The organism is Mycobacterium sp. SMC-17 (assembly GCF_045310915.1).
Classification (GTDB): Bacteria; Actinomycetota; Actinomycetes; order Mycobacteriales; family Mycobacteriaceae; genus Mycobacterium.
The window spans coordinates 71,756-96,778 of the sequence record NZ_JBJIAK010000012.1; the positions used below are offsets into that span (position 1 = coordinate 71,756).

Consider the following 25,023-nt stretch of genomic DNA (forward strand, 5'->3'; position numbering starts at 1 on the left):
TTATGCCGATCCTTCACGCGCTGCCGAGGCGGCGAGCGCTTCTGCCTCACGCCGGGCCCGCAGCATGCCGGCCGGCGCAACATCTTCGATGGGCAGGCCACGACGGGCCGCCACTTCCTCCGGACGCTGCAGCTGCTTCAGCGCGGCAACGGTGGCGTGCACCACGTTGATCGCGTTGTCGCTGCCCAGCGACTTGGCCAGGATGTCGTGCACGCCGGCGCATTCCAGCACCGCGCGAGCCGCACCACCGGCGATCACACCGGTACCCGGGCTGGCCGGGCGCAGCATCACGACACCGGCAGCGGCCTCGCCCTGAACCGGGTGCACGATGGTGCCACCGATCAGCGGGACGCGGAAGAAGCCCTTGCGAGCCTCCTCGACACCCTTGGCGATGGCGGCCGGAACTTCCTTGGCCTTGCCGTAGCCGACGCCCACCATGCCGTGGCCGTCACCGACGATCACCAGCGCGGTGAAGCTGAAGCGCCGACCACCCTTGACCACCTTCGAAACGCGGTTGATGGTGACAACGCGCTCGATGTAGTTGCTCTTCTCACCGCGGTCATCGCCACGGCCACGGCCACCACGGTCGTCGCGACGGCCACGGCCGTCGCGGTCGCCGCGGCCACCACGGTTGTCCTGCGCCGAACCGGCGCCAGCCTGGTCGGCCATCATGCAGTCCTTCCGGTCATCTTCAAGTAAGTCATTAGAACGTCAACCCGCTTTCACGAGCGGCGTCGGCGAGCGCGGCGATCCGGCCGCCGTAGCTGTAGCCACCGCGGTCGAAAACGACCTCGGAGATGCCGGCAGCCTTGGCACGCTCGGCGATCAGCTGACCCACGCGGGTGCTGACGGCCTTCTTGTCACCGTCGACGGCACGCACGTCGGCCTCGATGGACGACGCGGCGGCCAGCGTGGTGCCGGTCAGGTCGTCGATCACCTGGACGTGGATGTGCCGCGAGGAGCGGTTGACCATCAGACGCGGACGCTCGGCGGTGCCGGCGACCTTCTTGCGCAGACGGGCGTGACGACGCAGACGCGCCACCCGACGGGTCTCAGAGATGTTCTGGCCCAACGGCTTACGCTTGTCAGTCTCAGTGTTGGCCATTGCTACTTACCTGTCTTTCCGACCTTGCGGCGGATCTGCTCACCCTCGTAGCGAATGCCCTTGCCCTTGTACGGGTCGGGGCGACGCAGGCGGCGGATGACTGCCGAGATCTGGCCGACTTTCTGCTTGTCGATGCCGGACACCGAGAACTTCGTCGGGGTCTCGACTGCGAACGTGATGCCCTCGGGGGCCTCGATCAGCACCGGGTGGCTGTAGCCGAGCGCGAACTCCAGGTTCGAGCCCTTGGCCTGCACGCGGTAACCGACGCCGAAGATTTCCATCTTGGTGGTGTAGCCCTGCGTCACACCGGTCACCAGGTTGGCGATCAGGGTGCGGGACAGTCCGTGCAGCGAGCGGTTACGACGCTCGTCGTTCGGACGGGTGACCACGACGGCACCTTCGTCGTTGCGCGACACCTCGATGGGCTCGGCAACATCGAGTGCCAGGGTGCCCTTGGGGCCCTTCACGGCGATGTTCTGGCCGTCGATGGTCACATCGACGCCGGCCGGAATGACAACCGGCTGCTTTCCAATACGCGACATGTTCTCTGCCCCCTACCAGACGTAAGCGAGGACTTCGCCGCCCACGCCCTGTCGAGCTGCCTGGCGGTCGGTGAGCAGGCCGGAGGACGTGGAGATGATCGCCACGCCCAGGCCACCCAGAACCCGCGGCAGGTTGGTGGATTTCGCGTACACCCGCAGACCGGGCTTGGACACCCGGCGGAGGCCGGCGATGCTGCGCTCGCGGCTCGGGCCGTACTTGAGGGAAACAACGAGGCTCTTGCCCACGCGGGCGTCCTCGGTGCGGTAGTCGGTGATGTAACCCTCCTTCTTGAGGATCTCGGCGATGTTCGCCTTGATCTTCGAGTGGGGCAGGGTCACCTCGTCGTGGTACGCCGAGTTGGCGTTGCGCAGACGTGTCAAGAAGTCTGCGATCGGATCCGTCATTGTCATGACAGCGTTGATCAACCTTTCTCGCTGCGGTTCCCATGCATCACGCCCGTGTCGGTCCCACCTTGCGGTGGCTCGGCACGTCACATCGTGGGCCTGCTACGAAGTGTTTTCCCTTATCTGACCGAGGTCGGTCAGGGGTCGTGCATCAGTAGTGCAATCCAGTTTCAGAAGGCACATACCGATCGGCCATCGGACGAAAACGCCCATGGCAACCTGCCCAGTGTAGACAATGCGCAGCTCAGGGCCAAATCCGTGCTACTCAAGGGTTTGGCGTCCACGAATGTGCAGACAGATCGCCCGAACGGCACTTTTGACGATCTCTGTGCACGCTCGCGAAGTCGCCTCGCCACACATCGCCACGAATGTGCAAAGAGCGCGTGGATCCGCCGTTCTGGACGATCTGTGTGCACGCTCGACGAGCCGCTACCGATGCGCACCGCTGCGCGAACGAAAAAGCCGCCCCGGTCACGAGGACCGGGGCGGCTTTCTACAGCGTCATGAGACGGGCAGAGTCACCAGCTGGACTTCTGCACGCCGGGCAGCTCGCCGGCGTGGGCCATCTCCCGCAGGCAGATTCGGCACAGGCCGAACTTGCGGAACACCGAGTGCGGGCGACCGCACTTGTTGCAGCGGGTGTAGCCACGCACCGCGAACTTCGGCTTCTTGTTGGCCTTGTTGACCAGAGCCTTCTTTGCCATTGTCAGTTCTCCTTGAACGGGAAGCCCAGGGCCCGCAGCAACGCACGGCCTTCGTCGTCAGTGGTGGCCGAGGTGACGACCGTGATGTCCATGCCACGGGGGCGGTCGATCGAGTCGACGTCGATCTCGTGGAACATCGACTGCTCGTTGAGGCCGAAGGTGTAGTTGCCGCTGCCGTCGAACTGCTTGGCCGACAGACCGCGGAAGTCGCGGATACGGGGCAGTGCGATGGAGATCAGACGGTCCAGGAACTCCCACATGCGGTCGCCACGCAGGGTGACGCGGCAGCCGATCGGCATGCCCTCACGCAGCTTGAACTGCGCGATGGACTTGCGGGCCTTGCGGATTTCCGGCTTCTGACCGGTGATCAGCGTCAGGTCGTTGACCGCGCCGTTGATCAGCTTGGCGTCGCGGGCGGCGTCACCGACACCCATGTTGACGACAACCTTGACCACGCCGGGGATCTGCATGACGTTGGCGTAATTGAATTCGTTGTTGAGCGCGTCGCGGATCTCTTCGCGGTAACGCGTCTTCAGCCGGGGCTGAGTGTTTTCCACAGTGGTCATCTCAGATGTCCTTGCCATTGCGCTTGGAGATACGGACCTTCTTGCCGCTCTCCTCATCGACGCGGTAGCCGATGCGGGTCGCGTTACCGTCGGAGTCGACCACCATCACGTTCGAAACGTGGATCGGCGCCTCCTGGGTGACGATGCCACCCGACGATGCACCACGCTCGTTCTGAGACTGCGCGGTGTGCTTCTTGATCCGGTTGACGCCCTCAACGAGCACCTTGTTGCGGGTCGGGTAGGCCTCGATGACCTTGCCCTTGGCACCCTTGTCCTTGCCGGCGATGACCAGCACGGTGTCGCCCTTGTGCACCTTCATCACAAAACCTCCGGGGCCAGCGAGACGATCTTCATGAACTTCTTCTCGCGCAGTTCGCGACCGACCGGCCCGAAGATGCGGGTACCGCGGGGGTCATTGTCGTTCTTGATGATGACGGCGGCGTTCTCGTCGAACTTGATGTAGCTGCCGTCCGGCCGGCGGCGCTCCTTGACGGTGCGCACGACGACGGCCTTGACCACGTCACCACGCTTGACGTTGCCGCCGGGGATGGCGTCCTTGACGGTCGCCACGATGATGTCGCCGATGCCGGCGTAGCGCCGCGACGAGCCACCGAGCACGCGGATGCAAAGGATTTCCTTTGCGCCCGTGTTGTCGGCGACCTTGAGTCGCGATTCCTGCTGAATCACTCGATCTCCTGACCTGGGGTTTGTATGCACGCCAGATACCGACCTGGGCGTGCGCGGTCTTGTTGTCCAAGGGCACGCAGAGTCGGCGTGTGACCGGGGTCTGCCCTGGGCAACCCCTACATAGTAGGCGAGCAGCCATAACGCTCCAAATCGCTGCTCAAATCCCCGCGAGCGTCCATTGCTCCTATGTCAAGCAGCGAGTGGTGTTTCGGGTTTTTGGTGTGATCGGTTGAGGTGCAGGTCGGTGTGGAGGCTGCGGTATACGGTTCGGCTGAGGTGGCGTTTGAGGCATCGTAGGGCTTCTTTGGTGGCCTTGCCGTCGGCGATGCGACCGCGGTAGTACTGCTGGCCGGCGCTGCCGGGGATGCGCAGCTGGGTGATGGCGATGCGGTGTAAGGCCGCGTTGAGTTGGCGGTTGCCGGACCGGTTCAAGCGGACGCGTCCGGCGGTGTTGCCCGACCAGACTGGGATCGGTGCGGTGCCGTTGTGGCGGCTGAAGGCGGCTTCGCTGCGGAAGTGGCTGATGCCGGCGGTTTCGGCGATGATCTTGGCGGCGGTCAGTTCACCGCATCCGGGCACCGTCAGTAGCGTCGGGGCGATTTTTTGGACGCGTTCGCCGATGCGTGCGGCCAGGGTGTTGATGGCCTCGGTCAGGCGCATGACGTCGGCGAGTTCATCGCGGGCCAACTCGGCCAGCAGGCCGTGCTGGGTGTCGAGCCATTTTGCGAGCGCGGTGCAGGCCTTGGTGCGGTGTAGTGAGCCCGGTTTGGGTTCAGCCGCGGGGTCGAGTTCGTGGATCCGTTGACGTAGCCGGTTGATCGTCGAAGTGCGTTGTGCCACAAGGTCTTCACGACGATCAATCAATAGTTTCAGTTCGCGCGAACTCTGATCATGAGAGGCGACGGGCAGATCAGGATTGCGCAGCACAGCCTGAGCGACGGCCAGCGCATCGATGGGATCGGACTTACCGCGGGTCCGTGCCGAGGCCCGGGCCTGCGACATGAGTTTGGGGGCCACCCGTACCACGGACTGGCCGGCGGTGAGCAGATCGCGCTCCAGGCGAGCTGACAGGTTGCGACAGTCCTCGATACCCCACAGCAATTCTTCCCCGAACTGCTCGCGGGCCCAGGCCAACGCCTTGTGGTGTCCGATGGTGGTGGCTTTGACGACCTTCTCACCGAGCTTGCGGCCGACCTCGTCGACCGCAACAAAGGTGTGGGTGCGCTTGTGGACATCGGTTCCAACGACGACCATGAACGGTGCCTTCTTTCATCAGAGGTGGATGAGGCGAAGGTCGGGCCGGCCGGCAGGACACATCTCAGTGGGGGCGGTGCCACGCTCCTATCAAGTCACGCCGGTCGGTCCTTCCCGCCTGGTATCGGCACAACGGCCGAATGCCAGCCCGCAGGCGGCAGTGTTTGCAAGAGCCAAATACCAGGTGAGAAGTAACCCAACCACCGCAACAGCGGCAACTCGAGAATGACACTGAGTGTTTGCACACCGACACACCGCCCCAGGCGCGCATTTCGGGCACGCTCGCGCGCGACGACCGTCCGCGGTCAGTTCACCAGCAGCCAGATGTACGTGATGGTCTCGGACAGTGCGGCAGCGACCATCACGTCGGTCTCGGACAGCCCGGTGTCAGCCCCCGATGCCCCAGCCCAGAACGCGCGACGTCAGCAGCACCAGTGCCAGTGACACCGTCGCCACCACGACCAGGCCGATCACCGCGACGACGAGTGGGCGCCAGCCGGTGCGCGCGATCTGCCGGAAGTCGGTGGAGAGGCCGACGCCGGCGAAGGTCAACAGGAAGGCCCACTTGGAGACTGCGGCCAGGTTCGCGATCTGCCCCTTGCTCAACAACCCCGCGGTGACGACGGCCGAGACCGCCAGGAAGCCGAGCACGAACTTCGGGAACTTCTGCCAGACGAACGCGGCCTTGGCCTTGAGTCCCGGCGCGACGGCGTCGGCCTCTCCCCTGGCGGCCCAGTAGATGGCGAAGCCGAGGACGACGAAGCCGATCAGCGCGTTGCGCACCGACTTCACCAGCACGGCGGTCTTGCCGGCCTCGTCGGAGAACAGGTAGCCGGTGGCTGTGGTCTCGGCGGTGTTGTCCACCGCGAGGCCGGCCCACAATCCGAATTCGTGGTCGGTCAGCCCGATGGCGTGACCCAGTGGGGGCAGAATGAACAGCGCGACGGCGCCGAGCGCCAGGATGGAGGCGATCGCGTAGCTGACGTCGGAGTTGCGAGCGCGGATGGCGCCCTTGGCCGCGATGATCGCCGACACGCCGCAGATCGACGTCCCGATGGCCAGCAGTGAGCCGAGCTTGCCGGACAGGCCGAACCACCGGGCCGCGGCGAGAATGATCGCGCCCGCGACGGTCATGTCGATCAGGATCTGCACCAGGCTGGCGGCGCCGAGCTTGAGGACGTCGCCGAGGACGAACCGCGCCCCCAACAGGACGATGCCGACCTTGAGCCAGAATTCGTACGTGGCCACACCGGGACGGAAGATCCGGTGCAGGCCAACGGTGTTGGTGATGATCAACCCGAAAACGATGGCCCACAGCACGTATTCGATGTCGGGCACGTGCCAGTGCTGATGCTTGGCCAGCGCCAGCCAGCCGATCTGGGCATATTTTCCGGCCAGGCCCACCGCGATCAGCAGCAGCAGACCGGGCACGTAGTCGAGGAACCTGCGGGCGCCCGTGGCTTCGGTGTGATCGCCCGATTCGACGTGGTCGGCGGTGTCAGCCGCATCGACGGTCATCGCGTCACCAACCGATCTTCGGCAGCACGCCGGCCACGGCCAGTGCCGTCACGGCCAGCCCCAAAATCGTTGCCCACCAATCAGTCCCGACGCGGCTTATCCAGCCTTGCGTCGCGTCGCTCTCAGTCATCACGCCTCTCCCGTCACCGATGTTGGGCTCATGGTGGCGGGTGCCGCGCCGCGTGCACAGGGATCTGCTCGCGCTGAATCTGAACGGACCGGCGGGTCAGCCGAGGATCGCGTGTGCCAGCCGCGTCAGCGCGCCACTGATCTGCGCGACGGACAGGCCACGGTCGCGTTGATGCAGGAAGTTCTCGGCGGCCAACGGCGCCAGCAGGATGTCGACCAGCGCGTCCGGGTCGGCGACGCCGGCCTGCACCAGCAGGGCGCGCACGTGGGCGGCCCAGAAACCATAGGCCCCGGTGCTGAAGCGGGCGCCGCCGACCTCGGCGCCGAGCGCGAGATCCACGTGCCGGTCGAGCAGCCCGACCATGGCGGCATAGAACGCCGAAAGCCGTTCGGCGGGAGCAGCTCCCGGCCCGAGCGGGGGCGCTCCGGAGATCAGTTGGCGCTGCAGGTCGCGTTCATGTTCGTCGAGCAGCGCAACGGCGATGGCCGCGGTGTTGGGGTAGCGCCGGTACAGCGTGCCGCGCCCGACGCCGGCCGCGGTGGCGATGTGTTCCATCGTGACGGTGCGCGGGTCACGAGCGGCGAAGACGTCCGCGGCCGCGGCCAGGATCCGGGCGCGGTTGCGCGCGGCGTCGGCACGCTCGGCGCCGGCGTCGTCACCGCCGAGCAGGTCCGCGCCGATGTCCACCACTGCACGATAACTCACGTCCGGAATAAGTGGACACATTGTCCGGTTGTCTGCATCATTAACCGGACATTATGTCCACTTTGAGAGGATCGCCATGACCACGCTGCTTCACCTGGATGCCAGCGCCCGGAACCCATCGATCAGTCGGCAGGTCAGCGCCGCGTTCGCGCAGGCCTGGCGTGCGGCTTCGCCCGACGGCACCTACCACTACCGTGACCTGGCAGCCGATCCGGTGCCGTTCATCGACGCCGGCTGGACAGAGATCTGCGATGCCGCACTTGCCGCCGGTGTCACCGACCTCGACGAGCTGGCGGGGCTGGCGCGCACACCCGCCCAAACCGCGGCCTGGGCCGTCGTCGAACCGTTGCTGGCCGAACTGCGCTCGGCCGACGTGGTGCTGATCGGCACGCCGATGTACAACTACTCGATTCCGGCGGCCCTGAAGGCCTGGCTGGACCAGGTGACGTTTCCGCGAATGTCGTTGGCACCCCGACGGTTCGTGGTCGCCACCGCACGGGGCGGTGCCTACTCGCCGGGCTCACCCAAGGCGGCCTTCGACTATCAGGAGCGGTTCCTGCGCGACTTCTTCGCCGGGCATTTCGCCGTCACCGACACCGTGTTCATCAACGCCGAACTGGCCAACTCCCGAGTGGATCCCACGCTGGCCCAGTTCCGGACCGGGCACGACGCGTCCCTGACGGTGGCACTGAGCACTGCGCGCACGTTGGCCGCGGAGTATGCGAAATGAGTTGGCTGATCCTCGCTTTGGCGGGCGGGGTGGAGATCGCCTGGTCGCAGAGCATCAAACCGACCGACGGGTTCACCCGCCTGCTGCCGACGATCGTCTGCGTGCTGGTCGGCGCATTGTCGGTGTACCTGTTGTCGCTCGCGATGCGGACCCTGCCGGTCGGCACCGCCTATGCGGTGTTCACCGGTATCGGCGCCGTCGGGGCCATCACCATCGGGGTTCTGGTCCACAAGGATCCGCTGAACATCGGCCGGGCGGTGGCCTTGTCGATGATCGTCGGCGGAATCATGTTGGCGCGCTTGACCAATCCCGAATGACGGCCCGGCTCAACCCAACCGGATACCGAAGTCCCCCAGCAGGACCGGCTTTGCCGCATCGAGTCCTTTCGAACCGGCGGGTCCCTGCAACTGCAGCGCGATGAGGTAGTCCCCGTTGTTGGTCCACACATGCACGATGCGGTCGACGTAATCGCTGCCGGAGCCGGGCTTGTCGGCAAGCACACCCATCAGCTTCTGCCCGCTGTAACCGCACAATTCGTCGGGCAGGATGCTGATGCTGTTGAATTCGTGGCCCGCGGTGCGCGCGTCGGCGTATCCCTGGAACGCCGCGGCGGCATCCCGCAGCGTGGGAGTGATCTTCACGGTGCCGGTCAGGCCGTCGGGGCCGGTCAGGTTCAGCGCGACATCCCCGGACGGCGGCGCGCCCGGACTGAATCCGTCAGGGACCGCGACGACGACGGTCGGCGAGCCGGGCGCTCCGGTGGTCGCGGTCATTGTCTGCGCGGGCGGGCTCGGCGGGTCGCAGACCTGCTCCCCTGCCGTGACAGGGCGTTTGGTGGTTTCGACCACTCCGTACGTCGGCAGGTCGGGCATCTTCGACCCGGACGCCGCCGTCGACGACGACGGAGCAGACGTACTGGTCGTGGTCGTGGTGCCGTCGGATTTGGTTGTAGTGGTGGGCTTCTCGTCGGCCTTGCCGCCGCAGGATCCCAACAGCACCGCCGCCGACATCGCGGCGACGCACCGGATGATCGGTCCGCTCATCTCAGTCCCCTAGTCCTTGCAGAACGCCTTGGCCAGTTCCTGTTCGACGTCAAGATACGGCGTACCCGAGATGTCGACGACGACTTTGGCGATGGTGCCGCCGACAAAGGGGAACGGGGCCCGGTAGCGGTTCGACACCGGCTGGCCCGCGTTGCGCCCGACCGCGACGCCACCCCCGGCGAGACCGAAGGTGCCCGGGTGGGCGCGGATATCCGGGCGGGTTGCCACCACCGCGTCGTCGATGCGCAGTTCGACGGTGCCGAGCGGCGTGTGACTGCCTTCCACGGTGCCGGTGCGGTCGTAGTGGACGCCGAACACGTGCCGCCCCAAGGGCAACGGATCGAGCGCGGACACCACCTGCTCGTCCTCGCCCATGAAGTTGTAGACGTACTGCAGCCGGCCGTCCTGGACGAACAGCACATGTCCGCCGTGGCCGGCGCCCTGCTTGAAGAGCACCCCTTCGGCGGCCGCCGATTCGACGTCGACCTCGGCCAGCACCGAGACCGACTGTCCCCGCAGTTCGACGCCGGCGCCGATACCCACCTCGGCGGTGCCCGGGTAGTAGGTGAAGGTCTGGCGGTCGCGCATCAGGTAGGGGCGGTCGCGCAGCAGCGTCTCGAACACGTTGAGGTCCGCCAGCGGCAGGCCGTTGTACTTGGCTGCCTCGGCGAACCAGAGTTCCTGCATTTCAGCAAGTTTCGCGGGATTCTGCGCGGCGAGGTCATGGCATTGACTGCGGTCTGATGCGATGTGGAACAGCTCCCAGCGGTCCTTGTCGAAGTGCGACCACCCCGACGGGGTGGCGGCGTGCACCGTGTTCGCGAACCAGCCGTCGTGCCAGATGCCGCGCGTGCCGAGCATCGCGTAGAACTGCGTGGTCTTGCCGGTGTCGGCCGCCGAGTCTGCCAGGGCCGCTTTGAAACTCACGCCTTCCAGCGGCCGCTGCGGCACGCCGCGCACCTCGGTGGGCGGTTCGATGCCCAACAGTTCGTAGACCGTCGGGGTGATGTCGGCGACGTTGACGTAGTTGTCGCGTACCTCGCCGTGTGCGGCGATTCCATTGGGCCAGCTGATGATTGCGGTGTCGGCGATGCCACCCTCATGGGACGCGTAGCGCTTGAACAGCTTGTAGGGCGTGTTGAAGGCCATCGCCCAGCCGATCGGGTAGTGGTTGTAGGTGTCCGGTGAGCCCAGGGTGTCGAAGTACCGCATGCTCTCTTCGACGGTGTCGATGTAGCCGTTGAAGAACTTGTTCTCGTTGACCGAACCGTTCGGGCCGCCCTCGCCGCTGGCCCCGTTGTCGGAGATGACGACGATGAGGGTGTTGTCCAGCTGGCCCGACTCTTCCAGGTAGTCGAGAATCCGGCCGATCTGGGCGTCGGTGTACGACAGGAAGCCGGCGAACACCTCGGCCATGCGGGCGAACAGCCGCTTCTCCTCGTCGCTCAGCCCGTCCCAGGGCCGCACGGTGTCCTGCAGCGGCCATGGCTCATCGTTCGGCCCTTTGACGTCCAGATACGGATTCATCGGCGAGAGCTCGGTGTCCGGCGGCACGATGCCGAGCCGCTTCTGGTTCTCCAGCACCAGATCGCGGTAGGCCTCATAGCCCATGTCGAACTTGCCGGCGTACTTGTCGGCCCATTCTTTGAACACGTGGTGCGGCGCGTGCCCGGCGCCCGGGCAGACGTAGGAGAACCAGGGCTTGTCCGGCGCGATGACCTTGGCGTCGCGGATGAACTCGATGGTCTTGTCCGCCAGGTCTTTTGACAGATGGTAACCCTCTTCCGGAGTGGCCGGCGGGGCGACGGGGTGATTGTCGTAGACGAGTTCCGGGTACCACTGGTCGGTCTCGCCGCCCATGAAGCCGTAGAAGCGTTCGAAGCCCCGTGACAACGGCCAGTGCCGTTTGGTGGACGCGAGGTTCGACTCCTCCAACGGCGTCAGATGCCACTTGCCGACGCAGTAGGTGTTCCAGCCCTTCTCGGCCAGCACCTCGGACAGCAGAGCGGTCTCAAAAGGTATGCGGCCGTGGCAGTTCGGGAAGCCGTCGGTGAACTCCTCGATGGTGGCCATTCCCACTGAGGTGGCATTGCGACCGGTGAGCAGCGACGCCCGCGTCGGCGAGCACAACGCGGTGGTGTGGAACTGCGACAGCCGCACGCCGCGATCGGCGATGCGGCGCATGGCCGGCATGTCGACGAGGCCGCCGAAACAGTCCCAGGTAGCGATGCCGGTGTCGTCCCAAACGAGGTAGAGCACGTTGGGAGCGCCCGTCGGTGCGACCGGTGCCGCGTAGGGAGTCCAGTCGGCCTCGGAGTCGCGGATGTCGAGTTTGATCTTGCCCTGAAATTCAGTTGCCATGACGCCTCGTCCCGGTCTGCGCACGCCGATGTCGGCGGTCGCCCGGAGATTACACCCGGGAGCCGAGGCCCGCCCGCGATATTGACGTTCACGACGAGCTGCCGCCGGCGGCGGCCTATGGCAGCACCACCCGCCCGACCATGTCGCCGGGCAGCGCATCCGTAGCGCGGCCCACCGGCTCAACCGTCACGCCCAGCGCCGTCGCCCGCCCGATATCCGGCACCATCACGGTGCGCAGATCACGCATGGCCGGCCCGGCGGCCACCGGAACGCCGTCCTTCATCAGCCACACCCGATAGGCCATGCCCGGTGGCGGCGCAGCAGCCCCGTCGAACATCAACATCCCGTCGCCACGCTCCCGTGAATACACGACGGTCGCGGTCCCGCCCGAGCGCAGGGCCGTGGACACGCTGCGGACGTCGGGCGCCGTCATGACCTGTTCGGCGACCGGCGGTGCGGGCGGCGGGCGCAGCATCCAGCCCGCCGCGAACGCGCTCCCGCCGACGGCGAGCACCGCCGCTGCGACCAGAACCGCATTACGCCAACGACGTTCGTGAGCCTGACTCCGGTTGCCGTGCAGCACAGCAGCTCTCAGCGCCGCCGGTGGCGGCACGGCCGTGGCGTCCGACAGGGTCACGAGCGTCTCGCGGGCCTCGGCCACCTGACTGCGGAACGCCTCCGCCACGGCGTCGGGCGCCGTGGCCAGCCGCCGCTCGATCTCGGCACGTTCCGCGTCGGTGACGGCATCGAGCGCATACGGCACCGCCAACTCCAGCAGATCGAATTCGGACGAATCGGTCATGGTGTCCCCAGACAATCACGGAGCTTGCGTAGCCCTTCGCGCATCCGCGATTTCACGGTGCCGAGACTCGTGGCCAGTCGCTCGGAGACCTGCGCGTAGGTCAGGCCGTCGTAATAGGCCAACTCGATCGCCGCACGCTGCGGATCAGTGAGAGCGCCGAGGCAGCCCACCACGCGCCGACTGTCGTCACCCCGTACCGCCGCCTCCGCCACCACATCGGACGGTCGATCGAGATGCGTTGTGCCGTAGTCCCATTCACGACGACGGCTCGCCGCTTCCGCGCGTACCCGATCGACCGCCCGGCGGTGCGCCAGCGTCAGCACCCAGGCCACCGCCGAACCCTCGGCGGGGTCGTAACCGGCAGCCGCGCGCCACACCTGTGCGTACACCTCCTGCGTCGTCTCCTCGCTGTAGCCCGGATCGCGCAGCACCCGCAGGATCAGGCCGAACACCCGGGCACACGTCGCGTCATAGAACGACGCGAACGCGTCGGCATCCCCTTCGGCGACACGCTCCAGCAAGGCACCGAGATCGGGGGCGTGCTCAGACGATACGGCCATCGTCGAGCAGCCTAGCCTCACCCGTCAGTGCTTCGCCTGCGCCAGCAGCTCACGGATCATGCCTTCGGTGACGTCGTAGTCACCCTCGCCGAACTTGAGGTGGCGGACGACGCCGGCGTCGTCGATCAGGTAGCTCGCCGGCCAGTACTGGTTCTGGTAGTTGTTCCAGGTGTCGTACGAGTTGTCCAGGGCGACCGGATACTTGATGTGCAGATCTGCCGCACCCTTGATGACGCCGGCGCGGTCGTGTTCGAACTGGTATTCCGGCGTGTGCACGCCGATCACGGTGAAGCCCTGGTCCTTGTAGCGGTCGTACCAACCGGTGACGTGCTCGATGGCACGCTGGCAGTTGATGCAGGTGTAGGTCCAGAAGTCGACGAGAACCACCTTGCCGCGCAAGGCTTTCAGGTCCAGCGGGGCGTCACCCGGGGTGTTGAACCAGCTGTCGATGCCGACGATGTCCGGCGCGGTACCGCAGTCCTGCAGGACGGTCGCGCCCTCCGCACAGTTCGACAGGCCGACGCCGGCCGGCGCGATTCGGGCCTGCAGTGTCGCGGTGTAGTCGGGAATCTTCCGCTGGACCGTGGCGGGCACATTCAGCGCCAGCGCCACCGCGGCGACCAGCATGACCACCCCGGCACCAACCCGGACCTGCCGCTGCCGCTGCTGAAATGCCTTGACCCGCTCGGCAACTCGCTGACCACCCACCGCGAACAGCAGCAACGGCAGTGCGGTGCCGACCGCGAACGACGCGGTCAGGGCCACGGTATCGAGCCCGATACGGCCGGTCGCACCGGCCACCACGATCGCCGCCAGCACGGGTCCCGCGCACGGCGCGTAGAGCACACCCAACGCCAGGCCGAGCCCGAAACCCTTGCGGTTGCCGGCGATGTCACGTTGCGGCAGGCGTGCGAACGGCGCTTCCAGCAGGCGTTCGACGCGCGGGAAGATCAGGCCGACACCGATGGCCGTGAGCGCCACCAGACCGACCCAGCGGATGATGTCGGCCGGCAGGTGCAATTGCTGCAGCACGACGGTGCCGAGCAGGGTCACGACGCTGAAGCTCAGCACCAGCCCGGCGACCACCCGGTAGGGCGCGCGGCTGGTACCGGAAAACAGGACCACGGGCAGGACCGGCAGGATGCACGGCGAGATACCGGTGATCAGCCCGCCGAGGAATCCGATGAGGACGAGTGTGTACATGTCCCGTATTCGGAGCCGACGCCGATCCGGATTGGGTTGCGACGCACAAATTTCCCACCGAACAGGCGCCGAACACAAAACTGCCCCTCTTCCGGAGAAGAGGGGCAGTTTCGATGTCTGTCGAAAGCCTTACTTGGCCTTCTCGAGCACCTCGACCAGACGCCAGCGCTTGGTGGCCGACAGCGGACGGGTCTCCATCAGCGAGACGCGGTCGCCGATACCGGCATCGCCGTTCTCGTCGTGCGCCTTGACCTTGGTGGTGGTCCGGATGATCTTCCCGTAGAGCGGGTGGCTCTTGCGGGATTCCAGCTCGACCACGATGGTCTTTTCCATCTTGTCGGACACCACGTAACCGATGGCGGTCTTGCGGCTGCCACGCTCGGTCTCGGTGGCCGGCGTGTGCTTGGGGCCTTTAGTTTCTGCCATGACTAATCCTTACCAACCGGCCCGGACGCCAGGCCCAACTCGCGTTCGCGCAGAACGGTGTAGACCCGCGCGATCTCCTGCCGCACGGTACGCAGCCGGCGGTTGTTCGACAGCTGACCGGTGGCCATCTGGAAGCGAAGGTTGAACAGCTCTTCCTTCGACTCGCGCAGACGCGTGGTCAGCTCTTCCTCGGTGAGCTCACGCAGTTCACCAGGCGTAACTCCAACTGCCATCAGAACTGCTCCTCTCGAGTCACGATGCGTGCCTTGATCGGCAGCTTGTGGATGGCGCGGGTCAGCGCCTCCCGGGCGATCTTCTCGTCGGGGTAGCTGAGCTCGAAGAGCACGCGACCCGGCTTGACGTTGGCGACCCACCACTCCGGCGAACCCTTACCGGAACCCATGCGGGTTTCGGCAGGCTTCTTGGTCAGCGGGCGGTCCGGGAAGATGTTGATCCAGACCTTGCCGCCACGCTTGATGTGCCGGTTGATGGCGATACGAGCGGACTCGATCTGCCGGTTGGTGATGTAGGCGTGGCCCAGGGCCTGGATGCCGTAGTCACCGAAGCTGACCGAGGTGCCGCCGCTGGCGATACCGCGCTGCTCCGGGTGGTGCTGCTTGCGGTGCTTGACCTTGCGGGGAATCAGCATGCTTAGCTCTCCGTTGCTTCCGACGGCGCATCGCCGGCGGGGGCCTCAACAGCGACGTCCACAGCGCGGCCGGCCTCGGTGCTGGTCGCCGTGGTGCCCGACGAACCGCTGCGACGCGGACGGGTACCGGACGGACGATCCCGACGGGGACGGTCGGCGGCGGGAGCGGCGGCGGCGAGCTCACGCTTGCCACCGACGATGTCGCCCTTGTAGATCCACACCTTCACGCCGATACGGCCGAATGTGGTCTTGGCCTCGTACAGGCCGTAATCGATGTCGGCGCGCAGCGTGTGAAGCGGCACGCGACCTTCGCGGTAGAACTCCGAGCGGCTCATCTCAGCACCACCGAGGCGGCCCGAGCACTGCACCCGGATGCCCTTGACGTTGGGCTGACGCATGGCCGACTGGATGGCCTTGCGCATGGCACGACGGAACGCGACACGGTTGCTCAGCTGCTCGGCGACACCCTGCGCCACCAGCTGGGCGACGCCCTCGGGGCTCTTGACCTCGAGGATGTTCAGCTGAACCTGCTTGCCGGTCAGCTTCTCCAGGTCGGCGCGGATGCGGTCGGCCTCGGTGCCACGGCGACCGATGACGATGCCCGGACGTGCGGTGTGGATGTCCACCCGGACGCGGTCACGCGTGCGCTCGATCTGCACGTCGGCGATGCCGGCGCGCTCCAGGCCGGTGGCCAGCAGCTTGCGGATGGCGACGTCTTCCTTGACGTAGTCCGCGTACTGCTTGTCGGCGTACCAACGGGACTTCCATTCGGTGGTGATACCGAGGCGGAAGCCGTGCGGGTTGATTTTCTGGCCCACTACTCCGAGCCTCCCTTCGTCTCGGTCTTGGCAGCGGCGGCCTTGCTGCCCTGGGCACGACGAGCGCGCGCGGCACCGGCCGAAGCAGCCTTCGAGCCCTTGTCCTTCGCGGGACGGCTCTCGACGACCACGGTGATGTGGCTGGTGCGCTTGCGGATCCGGTACGCACGCCCCTGGGCGCGCGGCCGGATGCGCTTGGCGGTCGGGCCCTCGTCGGCGAAGACCGTGGCGACCACGAGGGTCGTCGGGTCCAGGCCCTCGTTGTTCTGCGCGTTGGCGGCAGCGCTGGCGATCACCTTGGCGACCGGCTCGCTGGCAGCCTGCGGTGCCCACCGCAGGATGTCGAGCGCCTCTTCGACGCTCTTGCCACGGACCAGGTCGATGACCCGGCGGGCCTTGCTCGCCGACACACGCACGAAGCGCGCCTTGGCGCTCGCGGACGGGTATTCAGTAACGGTAGTCATTAGCGGCGCTTGCTCTTCCGGTCGTCCTTGATGTGACCCTTGAAGGTCCGCGTCGGGGCGAACTCGCCGAGCTTGTGCCCAACCATCGCTTCGCTGACGAACACCGGCACGTGCTTGCGACCGTCGTGGACGGCGAAGGTGTGACCGATGAAGTCGGGGATGATGGTCGACCGACGGGACCAGGTCTTGATGACCTGCTTGGTGTTCTTCTCGTTCTGCGCGTCGACCTTCTTCAACAGATGGTCGTCGACGAACGGACCCTTCTTGAGGCTACGAGGCATCGTCTATTCCTTTCCGGCCTAGCGCTTCTTGCCGGTGCGCCGGCGGCGGACGATGAGCTTGTCGCTCGGCTTGTTCGGCTTGCGGGTGCGGCCCTCGGGCTTGCCCCACGGGCTCACCGGGTGACGACCACCGGAGGTCTTACCCTCACCACCACCGTGCGGGTGGTCAACCGGGTTCATCACGACACCACGGACGGTCGGGCGCTTGCCCTTCCACCGCATACGGCCGGCCTTACCCCAGTTGATGTTCGCCTGCTCGGCGTTGCCGACCTCGCCGACGGTGGCGCGGCAGCGCACGTCGACGCGACGGATTTCGCCCGACGGCATACGCAGCGTGGCGTAGGCGCCTTCCTTACCGAGCAGCTGGATGCTGACACCGGCCGAGCGGGCCAGCTTGGCGCCACCACCCGGACGCAGCTCCACAGCGTGGATGACGGTACCGGCCGGGATGTTGCGCATCGGCAGGTTGTTACCCGGCTTGATGTCGGCGTTGGGGCCGGACTCGACAACGTCGCCCTGCTTGAGGTCCTTGGGGGCGATGATGTAGCGCTTCTCGCCGTCCACGAAGTGGAGCAGCGCGATGTTCGCGGTGCGGTTCGGGTCGTACTCGATGTGCGCGACCTTGGCGTTGACACCGTCCTTGTCGTGGCGACGGAAGTCGATGACGCGGTAGGCACGCTTGTGACCGCCACCCTTGTGACGAGTCGTGATGCGGCCGTGCGCGTTACGACCACCAGTGCCGTGCAGCGGACGGATCAGCGACTTCTCCGGAGTCGAACGAGTGATCTCGGCGAAGTCGGAGACGCTCGAACCGCGACGACCCGGGGTCGTCGGCTTGTACTTGCGAATTCCCATTATCAGTTAATCCCTTAACTCCCGGCCGATCAGGCCGGAGCTCCGAACAGTTCGATCGGCTTGCTGCCGGCAGACAGGGTCACGATCGCGCGCTTGGTGCTCTTGCGCTGGCCGTAACCGGTGCGGGTGCGCTTGCGCTTGCCCTTCCGGTTCGCGGTGTTCACCGAGTCGACCTTCACGTCGAAGATCTTCTCGATAGCGATCTTGATCTGCGTCTTGTTGGACTCCGGCGCCACGATGAACGTGTACGTGTTGTCCTCGATGAGCCCGTAGGACTTCTCCGAGATGACCGGGGCCAGGATGATGTCGCGAGGATCAGTCACGGTAGCCATCAGGCCGACACCTCCTCTTTCGTGTTGGCGGTGATGTAGGCGTTGAGCGCCTCCACCGAGAACACCAGGTCATCGGCGTTCAGGACGTCGTAGGTGTTCAGCTGATCCGGCGAGATCACGTGCACACCGGGCAGGTTGCGGACGCTCTTGGCGCCGACCACATCGCTGCGGCCGATCACGACGAGCACCTTCTTGTTGTCGGTCAGCGACGACAGGAACGACTTGGCGCTCTTGGTCGACGGGTTCTGACCGGCCACCAGCTCGGTGATCGCGTGGATGCGCTCGTTGCGGGCCCGGTCCGACAGCGCGCTGCGCAGGGCAGCAGCGATCATCTTCTTCGGGGTCCGCTGGCTGTAGTCACGCGGCTGCGGGCCGTGGACGGTGCCACCACCGGTGAACTGCGGGGCGCGGGTCGAACCCTGACGGGCGCGGCCGGTGCCCTTCTGGCGGTACGGCTTCTTGCCACCACCGGAGACCTGGCCACGCGTCTTGGTGGCGTGGGTGCCCTGGCGAGCGGCGGCCAGCTGGGCCGTCACAACCTGGTGCATCAGCGCGATGTTGGGCTCGACGTCGAACAGCGCGGCGGGCAGCTCGACAGAGCCGTCCTTCTTGCCGTCCGGGGTCTTGACGTCAATAACCTTTACAGAAGTCATTACTTCTCGCCTCGCTTAATTGCGGTGCGGACAACCACCAGTCCACCGTTGCGGCCCGGGATGGCGCCCTTGATGAGCAGCACACCGTTCTCGGCGTCGACCTTGTGAACCTTCAGGTTCTGGGTGGTGACGCGGTCGCTACCCATACGGCCGGACATGCGGGTGCCCTTGAAGACACGGCCCGGGGTGGCGCAGCCACCGATCGAGCCGGGACGACGGTGCACTGCCTGGGCGCCGTGCGCGGCGCCCTGGCCACGGAAGCCGTGGCGCTTCATGGTGCCGGCGAAGCCCTTGCCCTTGCTGGTGCCGGTCACGTCGACGTACGCGCCGTCGGCGAAGATGTCGGCGGTCAGCTCCTGGCCGACCTCGTACTCAGCAGCGGCGGCCTCGTCGTCGAGACGAAGCTCGGCCAGGTGCCGGCGCGGGTTGACGCCTGCAGCGGCGAACTGACCGGTGACCGGCTTGTTCACCTTGCGAGGGCTGATCTCGCCGTAGGCGAGCTGCACGGCGCTGTAGCCGTCGCGCTCGGTGGTACGGATGCGGGTCACCACGTTGGGGCCGGCCTTCACGACCGTGACCGGGACGACTTTGTTGTTCTCGTCGAACACCTGCGTCATGCCCAGCTTGGTGCCCAAAATGCCTTTGCGTGCCATTTTTCTGGGTCTCCTACTGGATGTTGACGTCGACGCTCGCCGGCAGATCGATGCGCATCAAAGCGTCAACGGTCTTCGGCGTGGGGTCGAGGATGTCGATAAGGCGCTTGTGGGTACGCATTTCGAAATGCTCCCGCGAGTCCTTGTACTTATGGGGAGACCGAATGACGCAGTACACGTTCTTCTCGGTCGGCAGCGGCACCGGGCCGACCACGCTTGCCCCCGTACGGGTGACCGTCTCAACGATCTTGCGCGCCGAGGCGTCAATCGCCTCGTGGTCGTAGGCCTTGAGCCTGATGCGGATCTTCTGTCCCGCCACGCTTCTCCTACCTAACTTCTCACGGGCCCGTGCTCGGGCCTGGTCTTCGATGCGCACGCCCCGGGACACCCGATGACGCGCGCTGGCTATGCCGCCGCTCTTTACGTTTCTGTGGTTCACCGACCCCCGCGCTCGGGCGTGTCGCCTTTGCGCACAGTCGTCCGCGTTGGAAATTCCATCGTGGGCGATGCTGGGACCGGATGCGCCCGAGATGGGCGCCGGTCGTATGCCCGCAGCGGGCGAACCCGGCGCAAGGCAACCCGAACAGTATGCCCCAGATCCGGGCTCGCTCCAAATCCGCTGCGGAGCAGTTCGACGCGCCCGGGTTCTACCGCCGGTCCTGCGGTGATTCTACGGCGCGGGCCTGGTTGTTCGAGTGGACGCCGCTCTGGTTTCTCGGTCAATGGAGGCTGTTCAGTCGATCCGGTATGCATGGCGCAGAAGTACGAGTGGAGAGCGCCCCAGCCACAGGGTCAACGCGTATGCAGCGACGCCAGTCGTTGACCCTGTACTGGTGGCACAAAAGTGCGAGTGAGGAGCGCCCTGGGTACAGCCTCAACGCACGCCTGGCCGGTCCTCCCGTTGACTTTGAGCTGGTGCTGCAAAAGGGCGAGTGGACCGGGCCGCCGAAGCAGAATTGGCGACGGCGCCTAACTTACTTTCAAGTAAGATCGAGACATGTCGACACTGAGCCCCACGTACCGCGCCTGGAAGCAGCTCTCCGGACGGCCCGGCGGCAGCCTGCTGTTCTCCGCGGCCGCGATGGTGCGGGTGCCGTACTTCGCGTCGGTCCTGCCCCGGGTGCTGACGATGGAGCCGGGCTACGCCGAGGTGGCGGTGCCGAAGTGGTTCTTCGTCTACAACCATCTGCACACCGTGCATGCCATCGCGTCGTGCAACGCCGCCGAGGCCGCCATGGGCATGGCGATGGAAGCGACCGTGCCGACGAGCCACCGCTGGATCCCGAAGGCCATGAACGTGCGGTACCTGGCCAAGGCCACCACTTCACTGCGGGCCCACGCGCGGGTCGACGTCCCCGACTTCGAGACGCTGACGAGAGGCACCGATGTCGTCGTATCGGTCTCGGTGGTCGACGCCCGGGGCGAAGAGGTCGTGCACGCCGACATCACGACGTGGGTGACGCCCGCCTAATCGAGATAGGTGCCGTGACCCTCGCGCACCAGGTCACCGTCGAAGATCAGCACCTCGTTGACCAACTGACCGCGGTGGTTGCGGTAATTGATGACGAGCGCCTGCGTCCCGATATAACTGGCCACGATCTCGAAGTGCAGCTCCGGCACCGCAGCCAGCGCGGTGGTCCAGTACCGCCGCAGCGCGTCCTTGCCCCGCACCACTCCCCCGGATTCGGGCACCACGCGCGCCGCGACGGGTGAGGTGAAGACGACGTCGTCGTGAAAATGCGCCAGGACGGCCTCGACGTCGTGGGCGTTCCAGGCCGCACACCACTCACGGGCGAATCGGTCCGCATCGGGAAGCGTCATGCCGCCCTATCGAAGTGGACGCACACCTCGGCGGGCAAGGCATTTTCCGTGCGTCGAGCGTGCGACCCGCCGAGACGCCACGCCGCTGACGGCACCAGAATCCCCCACGTTCGACGTAGTAGTCAGTGCTGCAGAGTCGCCCAGAACGCGCACTGGTGTACCTGGTCGTAGTCCGTGACCAATCGACTGCCATCGGGGCGCAGCGACATGCGGCTGTCATGCTCTTCGCCGGCCAGCTGCGGCCATTCCGGCGCGCCGTCGGCACTCGGCCGGCCATCACGGACGAACGAGCTCCAGTAGTCGATCATCTGATCCGACAGGGCGACCTGCGGCGGCGTCGGCGGCGGCGCGCCACCCATGTTGAAGATGTAGCGCAGGTCCAGAGAGTGGCTGGCACCGACAGGGAAAGGCAAGTGGCGCAACGGATCCGGCGTCGGTGGCGCCGGGTCGGCGAACTCGTAGCCATAGACCGGCGCATCGCCCACCAGCGCGTCGCCGATGCGGTCGGCCACGCACGCGAACGCGGCGTCGGTGACTGCCGTCGAATAAGCGACCGCGGCGCTGCCCCCGTAGCGGTCCAGCGGGTAGTGCGTCGCCACCGCGCCGGCGTCGGCGCCGAACGTCGACTCCAGGAGGCGCGGGTAGGCGTCGGCATGGAACCGCTTGCCCGCGCGGAGATACTGCAGCGCGACGAAGAGGGTGAATTCGTCGCGGGTGGTACCGATCATCACCGGCACCCGGGCCGCAGCGCCGTCGCTGATGGCCCGCATCGGGTCGACCGGCAGCAGCGTTGTCCCGGAGACGGGCCCGCTGAGCATGTTCTCGCCGATTCCGTAGTACCACACCGGTTTTCGCAGTTTGTCGACCGGCAGACGGCGCAGACAATCGGCGGCGTCCGCCACATCCCCGCACCCCGCCGCCTGCGCATAGGTCAGGCTCGCCCGCGTGGCCTCCGGTAGTGCGCCCTGCGCCTGGCACGGCCCACTCGCGATGATGGCGCCGCGGAAGAGACCGGCCGAGTCGGGGGCGACGAGATGGTCGCACACCGACATCCCGCCGGCGGATTCACCGGCGATGGTCACCTTGTCGGGATCGCCGCCGAACGCGGCGATGTTGTCGCGCACCCAGCGCAGCGCCGCCTGCTGATCGGCCAGCCCGTAGTTGCCGACGTCGGGACCGCTACCCAGTGCGGGGTGGGCCAGGAAACCCAGCGCACCGAGGCGGTAGTTGACGGTCACCACCACGACGTCGCCGCGTGTGGTCAGCCGAGTCGAGTTGTAGATGCTGCTGGAGCCGTTGATGAATCCGCCGCCGTGCAGCCACACCAGCACGGGTCGACGTTCACCGGAGGCCCGCACCGGCGGCGTCCAGACATTGAGCGTCAGGCAATCCTCGCTGGTGTTACGGCCCATCTCGAGGTCGCCCTTGGGATCCTGGATGCAGCGCGCGCCCGGCTTGCTGCCGTCGAGCGCGCCGTCCCACGCGAGCGCGGGCGCCGGCGGCCGGAAGCGCAATGGTCCCAATGGTGGTGCGGCATAAGGAATTCCACCGAAGAACCGTAGGTCCGGATTGACCGTCCCGCGGACGGTCCCCGATGCGGTGTGCACCAGCGCCGGATCGGCGGTCACCGCGTCGGGCGCGACGACCGTCGCACCTTCACTGTGCGAGTCCAGGCCACAGCCGGCCACCAGCAGCACCGCGGCAGCCACTGCCGCAGCGCGCTGCAGCAGTCTGGGCGAATGGGCGGACGACACGACCACCCAGCGTACTGAACGCCCACCGAATGCAGCTCAGAAATATTTCGCGCGACCCCCTCCCCAACGGACATCGAACGACCTACACTCCACTTGACAGCTGTCAAGTTTGCGTCTGCGTGAGGAGTTCAATGACTGCACCCACCACCGACGAGGCCGCGAAGGTCCTCGCCGACCCCTCCGCCTACGCCGACGACGATCGGTTGCATACCGCCCTGACCCGCCTCCGCGCCACCAATCCCGTTGCCTGGGTAGACAATCCGCCGTACCGGCCGTTCTGGGCGATCACCAAGCACGCCGACATCATGGCCATCGAGCGCGACAACAACCTCTTCATCAGCGAGCCCCGCCCGCTGCTCATGAAGGCCGACGCCGAAGATCTGCTGAAGGCACAGGCCGAGGCGGGGATCGGGCTGCGCACGCTCATCCACATGGACGACCCGCACCACCGGAAGATCCGCGCCATCGGCGCCGACTGGTTCCGCCCCAAGGCCATGCGCGACCTGAAGGTCCGGGTGGACGAGCTCGCGAAGCGGTACGTCGACCGGATGCGCGACATCGGCCCCGAGTGCGACTTCGTCGAGGAGATCGCGATCCAGTTCCCGCTCTACGTGATCATGTCGCTGCTCGGCCTCCCCGAGGAGGACTACGACCGCATGCACACCCTCACGCAGGAGATGTTCGGCGGCGACGACGAGGAGTACTCACGCGGCCAGACACCGGAAGAGCTGTTCGCCGTGCTGCTCGACTTCTTCCAGTACTTTGCCGCGCTGACCGCATCCCGGCGGGCCAACCCGACCGATGACCTGGCGTCGGCGATCGCGAACGGCCGCATCGACGGCGAACCGCTCAGCGACATGGACACCGCGTCCTACTACGTGATCGTGGCCAGCGCCGGTCACGACACCACCAAGGACGCCATCTCGGGTGGGCTGCACGCGCTGATCCAGAATCCCGGCGAGCTGGCCCGCCTGAAGGCGAATCCCGAGCTGATGTCCACGGCCGTCGAGGAGATGATCCGGTGGAGCACGCCGGTGAAGGAATTCATGCGCACCGCGACCGCCGACACCGTCGTGCGCGGGGTGCCGATCGCCGCAGGCGAATCCGTCTATCTCGCTTACGTTTCCGGTAACCGCGACGAAGAGGTGTTCACCGATCCGTTCCGGTTCGACGTCGGGCGCGAGCCGAACAAGCACCTGGCGTTCGGCTACGGCGTGCACTTCTGTCTGGGTGCCGCACTGGCGCGCATGGAGATGAACAGCCTGTTCTCCGAACTGCTGCCCCGGCTGGACTCGATCGAATTGGCCGGTACCCCGGAGCTTTCCGCGACGACGTTCGTCGGCGGCTTCAAGCACCTGCCGATCCGGTACTCGCTGCGCTGATGCGATGAGTCGCGAGGAAGCCGTCGACGGCGGCGACGGCGATCTCGCGATAGTCGAAGTCGGGCAGGGTGCTGAGCTTGCCGAGCACGATCGGGCCGAGTAACAACGCCGCGGCGCGGACCCGGTCGACGTCGCCCAACTCGGCGACGGCCTCGGGACTGGACAGCACTGCCTCGAACGGGGCGGCGTACTGCTCGGCCACGCGTTCCCGCAAGTTACGGACCTCGATGCTCTCGGTCCCCGCCGTGCCCCACGGCAGGTGTTCGAGGTTGCCACCGAGCGTCAGCCACGACATGGCCGCCAGGCTGACCGGCGCCTCGGCGATCAGTTCCGCCTGCGCGTGCACGAGCGCGATCAACCGCTCGCGCAGGTTCCCGTCGGCGAGCGGCACGGGAGCCGGCGGGATGAGCGCGTGAAATGCCGCTGCCAGCAAGTCATTTCCGCTGGCATAGTGCCGATAGAGGGTCGCCCTGGCCACGTTGGACGCCCGGACCACCGCATCGATGGTGACGGCGCTGGGACCGCCGGCGCGCAGGAGGGCGGTCGCCGCCTCGAGGAGCCGCGCCCGTGACCGGGCCGGCCGGGGGTCGCCGTATTCGCTGGACAACGCAGTTCACCTT

At 66.4% G+C, this 25,023-nt stretch carries 34 protein-coding genes and 1 pseudogene; 4 read left to right on the forward strand and 31 right to left on the reverse strand.

What is annotated here, in order from left to right; translation table 11 throughout:
• The 12 genes from rpsE to ACJH7A_RS10600 all read right to left on the reverse strand — a co-directional run bounded on the left by rpsE (position 1) and on the right by ACJH7A_RS10600 (position 7,616).
• Positions 1–669 (reverse strand): 30S ribosomal protein S5, encoded by a 669-nt coding sequence (gene rpsE, locus ACJH7A_RS10545; RefSeq protein WP_029105211.1) that lies wholly within the window; start codon positions 667–669, stop codon positions 1–3.
• 34 nt (positions 670–703) lie between these two features.
• Positions 704–1,105, reverse strand: a complete 402-nt coding sequence (rplR, locus tag ACJH7A_RS10550) for a 50S ribosomal protein L18 (protein ID WP_020101426.1) — start codon at positions 1,103–1,105, stop codon at positions 704–706.
• Between the two features lie 2 nt (positions 1,106–1,107).
• On the reverse strand, positions 1,108–1,647 hold the full coding sequence (gene rplF, locus ACJH7A_RS10555; RefSeq protein ID WP_226519478.1) for a 50S ribosomal protein L6: 540 nt from the start codon (positions 1,645–1,647) through the stop codon (positions 1,108–1,110).
• Positions 1,648–1,659: 12 nt separating this feature from the next.
• The gene (gene rpsH / locus ACJH7A_RS10560) at positions 1,660–2,058 is read right to left on the reverse strand and encodes a 30S ribosomal protein S8 (protein ID WP_020101424.1); all 399 of its coding nucleotides are present in this window, start codon (positions 2,056–2,058) and stop codon (positions 1,660–1,662) included.
• Between the two features lie 512 nt (positions 2,059–2,570).
• The gene (locus ACJH7A_RS10565) at positions 2,571–2,756 is read right to left on the reverse strand and encodes a type Z 30S ribosomal protein S14 (protein WP_005197641.1); all 186 of its coding nucleotides are present in this window, start codon (positions 2,754–2,756) and stop codon (positions 2,571–2,573) included.
• A gap of 2 nt (positions 2,757–2,758) precedes the next feature.
• Positions 2,759–3,322: a 50S ribosomal protein L5 gene (gene rplE, locus ACJH7A_RS10570; protein WP_020101422.1), complete on the reverse strand. Its 564-nt coding sequence runs from the start codon at positions 3,320–3,322 to the stop codon at positions 2,759–2,761.
• Between the two features lies 1 nt (position 3,323).
• Positions 3,324–3,641, reverse strand: coding sequence for a 50S ribosomal protein L24 (gene rplX, locus ACJH7A_RS10575; protein WP_020101421.1), 318 nt, complete (start codon positions 3,639–3,641; stop codon positions 3,324–3,326).
• Positions 3,641–4,009, reverse strand: coding sequence for a 50S ribosomal protein L14 (gene rplN / locus ACJH7A_RS10580; RefSeq protein WP_020101420.1), 369 nt, complete (start codon positions 4,007–4,009; stop codon positions 3,641–3,643). Before rplN ends, rplX begins: the two co-directional genes overlap by 1 nt.
• A gap of 189 nt (positions 4,010–4,198) precedes the next feature.
• On the reverse strand, positions 4,199–5,263 hold the full coding sequence (locus tag ACJH7A_RS10585) for an IS110 family transposase (RefSeq protein WP_406801914.1): 1,065 nt from the start codon (positions 5,261–5,263) through the stop codon (positions 4,199–4,201).
• A gap of 387 nt (positions 5,264–5,650) precedes the next feature.
• Entirely contained in the window at positions 5,651–6,781 is a 1,131-nt protein-coding gene (locus ACJH7A_RS10590; protein WP_406801915.1) for a YeiH family protein, read from the reverse strand.
• A gap of 4 nt (positions 6,782–6,785) precedes the next feature.
• Positions 6,786–6,911 (reverse strand): hypothetical protein, encoded by a 126-nt coding sequence (locus tag ACJH7A_RS10595; protein WP_256370143.1) that lies wholly within the window; start codon positions 6,909–6,911, stop codon positions 6,786–6,788.
• Between the two features lie 96 nt (positions 6,912–7,007).
• Positions 7,008–7,616: a TetR/AcrR family transcriptional regulator gene (locus ACJH7A_RS10600; RefSeq protein WP_234785263.1), complete on the reverse strand. Its 609-nt coding sequence runs from the start codon at positions 7,614–7,616 to the stop codon at positions 7,008–7,010.
• A 76-nt stretch (positions 7,617–7,692) separates the two neighbouring features.
• On the opposite strand from ACJH7A_RS10600, the gene ACJH7A_RS10605 reads away from it, so the two are divergent.
• Positions 7,693–8,346: an FMN-dependent NADH-azoreductase gene (locus tag ACJH7A_RS10605; RefSeq protein ID WP_061001798.1), complete on the forward strand. Its 654-nt coding sequence runs from the start codon at positions 7,693–7,695 to the stop codon at positions 8,344–8,346.
• Positions 8,343–8,663, forward strand: a complete 321-nt coding sequence (locus ACJH7A_RS10610) for a DMT family transporter (protein WP_406801916.1) — start codon at positions 8,343–8,345, stop codon at positions 8,661–8,663. The genes ACJH7A_RS10605 and ACJH7A_RS10610 overlap by 4 nt, the downstream gene beginning before the upstream one ends.
• Positions 8,664–8,672: 9 nt before the next feature.
• Here ACJH7A_RS10610 and ACJH7A_RS10615 read toward each other — a convergent pair whose 3' ends face one another.
• The 16 genes and pseudogenes from ACJH7A_RS10615 to rpsJ all read right to left on the reverse strand — a co-directional run bounded on the left by ACJH7A_RS10615 (position 8,673) and on the right by rpsJ (position 19,765).
• Positions 8,673–9,389, reverse strand: coding sequence for a hypothetical protein (locus ACJH7A_RS10615; RefSeq protein ID WP_234785273.1), 717 nt, complete (start codon positions 9,387–9,389; stop codon positions 8,673–8,675).
• A gap of 9 nt (positions 9,390–9,398) precedes the next feature.
• Complete coding sequence (locus tag ACJH7A_RS10620; RefSeq protein ID WP_061007425.1) at positions 9,399–11,750, reverse strand: arylsulfatase; 2,352 nt, start codon at positions 11,748–11,750, stop codon at positions 9,399–9,401.
• A gap of 115 nt (positions 11,751–11,865) precedes the next feature.
• Positions 11,866–12,552 (reverse strand): RskA family anti-sigma factor, encoded by a 687-nt coding sequence (locus tag ACJH7A_RS10625; protein WP_406801917.1) that lies wholly within the window; start codon positions 12,550–12,552, stop codon positions 11,866–11,868.
• Entirely contained in the window at positions 12,549–13,112 is a 564-nt protein-coding gene (sigK, locus tag ACJH7A_RS10630; RefSeq protein WP_138250453.1) for an ECF RNA polymerase sigma factor SigK, read from the reverse strand. Before sigK ends, ACJH7A_RS10625 begins: the two co-directional genes overlap by 4 nt.
• A gap of 30 nt (positions 13,113–13,142) precedes the next feature.
• A pseudogene (locus ACJH7A_RS10635) lies at positions 13,143–14,315 on the reverse strand (cytochrome c biogenesis protein/redoxin); the annotation flags it as partial.
• A gap of 129 nt (positions 14,316–14,444) precedes the next feature.
• Complete coding sequence (gene rpsQ, locus ACJH7A_RS10640) at positions 14,445–14,741, reverse strand: 30S ribosomal protein S17 (RefSeq protein ID WP_020101408.1); 297 nt, start codon at positions 14,739–14,741, stop codon at positions 14,445–14,447.
• Between the two features lie 2 nt (positions 14,742–14,743).
• Positions 14,744–14,974, reverse strand: coding sequence for a 50S ribosomal protein L29 (rpmC, locus tag ACJH7A_RS10645; protein WP_020101407.1), 231 nt, complete (start codon positions 14,972–14,974; stop codon positions 14,744–14,746).
• Positions 14,974–15,390, reverse strand: a complete 417-nt coding sequence (gene rplP / locus ACJH7A_RS10650; RefSeq protein WP_020101406.1) for a 50S ribosomal protein L16 — start codon at positions 15,388–15,390, stop codon at positions 14,974–14,976. The genes rpmC and rplP overlap by 1 nt, the downstream gene beginning before the upstream one ends.
• Before the next feature lie 2 nt (positions 15,391–15,392).
• Positions 15,393–16,208: a 30S ribosomal protein S3 gene (gene rpsC, locus ACJH7A_RS10655; RefSeq protein WP_061002779.1), complete on the reverse strand. Its 816-nt coding sequence runs from the start codon at positions 16,206–16,208 to the stop codon at positions 15,393–15,395.
• A complete protein-coding gene (gene rplV, locus ACJH7A_RS10660; RefSeq protein ID WP_212806912.1) occupies positions 16,208–16,672 on the reverse strand; it encodes a 50S ribosomal protein L22 in 465 nt (154 codons plus the stop codon). The genes rpsC and rplV overlap by 1 nt, the downstream gene beginning before the upstream one ends.
• Positions 16,672–16,953 (reverse strand): 30S ribosomal protein S19, encoded by a 282-nt coding sequence (rpsS, locus tag ACJH7A_RS10665; protein ID WP_020101403.1) that lies wholly within the window; start codon positions 16,951–16,953, stop codon positions 16,672–16,674. The genes rplV and rpsS overlap by 1 nt, the downstream gene beginning before the upstream one ends.
• An 18-nt stretch (positions 16,954–16,971) precedes the next feature.
• The gene (gene rplB / locus ACJH7A_RS10670; protein ID WP_061002785.1) at positions 16,972–17,808 is read right to left on the reverse strand and encodes a 50S ribosomal protein L2; all 837 of its coding nucleotides are present in this window, start codon (positions 17,806–17,808) and stop codon (positions 16,972–16,974) included.
• Positions 17,809–17,837: 29 nt separating this feature from the next.
• Positions 17,838–18,140 carry a 50S ribosomal protein L23 gene (gene rplW / locus ACJH7A_RS10675; RefSeq protein ID WP_029119743.1) on the reverse strand — a complete coding sequence of 101 codons (303 nt, stop codon included), beginning with the start codon at positions 18,138–18,140 and terminating at the stop codon, positions 17,838–17,840.
• The gene (gene rplD, locus ACJH7A_RS10680) at positions 18,140–18,793 is read right to left on the reverse strand and encodes a 50S ribosomal protein L4 (RefSeq protein WP_212806913.1); all 654 of its coding nucleotides are present in this window, start codon (positions 18,791–18,793) and stop codon (positions 18,140–18,142) included. The genes rplW and rplD overlap by 1 nt, the downstream gene beginning before the upstream one ends.
• Positions 18,793–19,446, reverse strand: coding sequence for a 50S ribosomal protein L3 (gene rplC / locus ACJH7A_RS10685; protein WP_212806914.1), 654 nt, complete (start codon positions 19,444–19,446; stop codon positions 18,793–18,795). Before rplC ends, rplD begins: the two co-directional genes overlap by 1 nt.
• A gap of 13 nt (positions 19,447–19,459) precedes the next feature.
• Complete coding sequence (rpsJ, locus tag ACJH7A_RS10690; RefSeq protein WP_003883485.1) at positions 19,460–19,765, reverse strand: 30S ribosomal protein S10; 306 nt, start codon at positions 19,763–19,765, stop codon at positions 19,460–19,462.
• Between the two features lie 678 nt (positions 19,766–20,443).
• On the opposite strand from rpsJ, the gene ACJH7A_RS10695 reads away from it, so the two are divergent.
• The gene (locus tag ACJH7A_RS10695) at positions 20,444–20,917 is read left to right on the forward strand and encodes a hotdog fold domain-containing protein (RefSeq protein ID WP_212806915.1); all 474 of its coding nucleotides are present in this window, start codon (positions 20,444–20,446) and stop codon (positions 20,915–20,917) included.
• On the opposite strand, the gene ACJH7A_RS10700 is transcribed toward ACJH7A_RS10695, so the two are convergent.
• Together ACJH7A_RS10700 and ACJH7A_RS10705 are read right to left on the reverse strand one after the other, a co-directional pair.
• Complete coding sequence (locus ACJH7A_RS10700; RefSeq protein ID WP_212806916.1) at positions 20,914–21,267, reverse strand: nuclear transport factor 2 family protein; 354 nt, start codon at positions 21,265–21,267, stop codon at positions 20,914–20,916. The two genes, ACJH7A_RS10695 and ACJH7A_RS10700, sit on opposite strands and share 4 nt — an antisense overlap.
• A 122-nt stretch (positions 21,268–21,389) precedes the next feature.
• Positions 21,390–23,027, reverse strand: coding sequence for a carboxylesterase/lipase family protein (locus tag ACJH7A_RS10705; RefSeq protein WP_212806917.1), 1,638 nt, complete (start codon positions 23,025–23,027; stop codon positions 21,390–21,392).
• A 125-nt stretch (positions 23,028–23,152) separates the two neighbouring features.
• Between ACJH7A_RS10705 and ACJH7A_RS10710 the strand changes: the two genes are divergently transcribed.
• The gene (locus ACJH7A_RS10710; RefSeq protein WP_212806918.1) at positions 23,153–24,403 is read left to right on the forward strand and encodes a cytochrome P450; all 1,251 of its coding nucleotides are present in this window, start codon (positions 23,153–23,155) and stop codon (positions 24,401–24,403) included.
• Here the strand turns inward: ACJH7A_RS10710 and ACJH7A_RS10715 are convergent.
• Positions 24,369–25,010: a TetR/AcrR family transcriptional regulator gene (locus tag ACJH7A_RS10715; RefSeq protein WP_212806919.1), complete on the reverse strand. Its 642-nt coding sequence runs from the start codon at positions 25,008–25,010 to the stop codon at positions 24,369–24,371. The genes ACJH7A_RS10710 and ACJH7A_RS10715 overlap by 35 nt on opposite strands.
• Positions 25,011–25,023 lie beyond the last annotated feature (13 nt).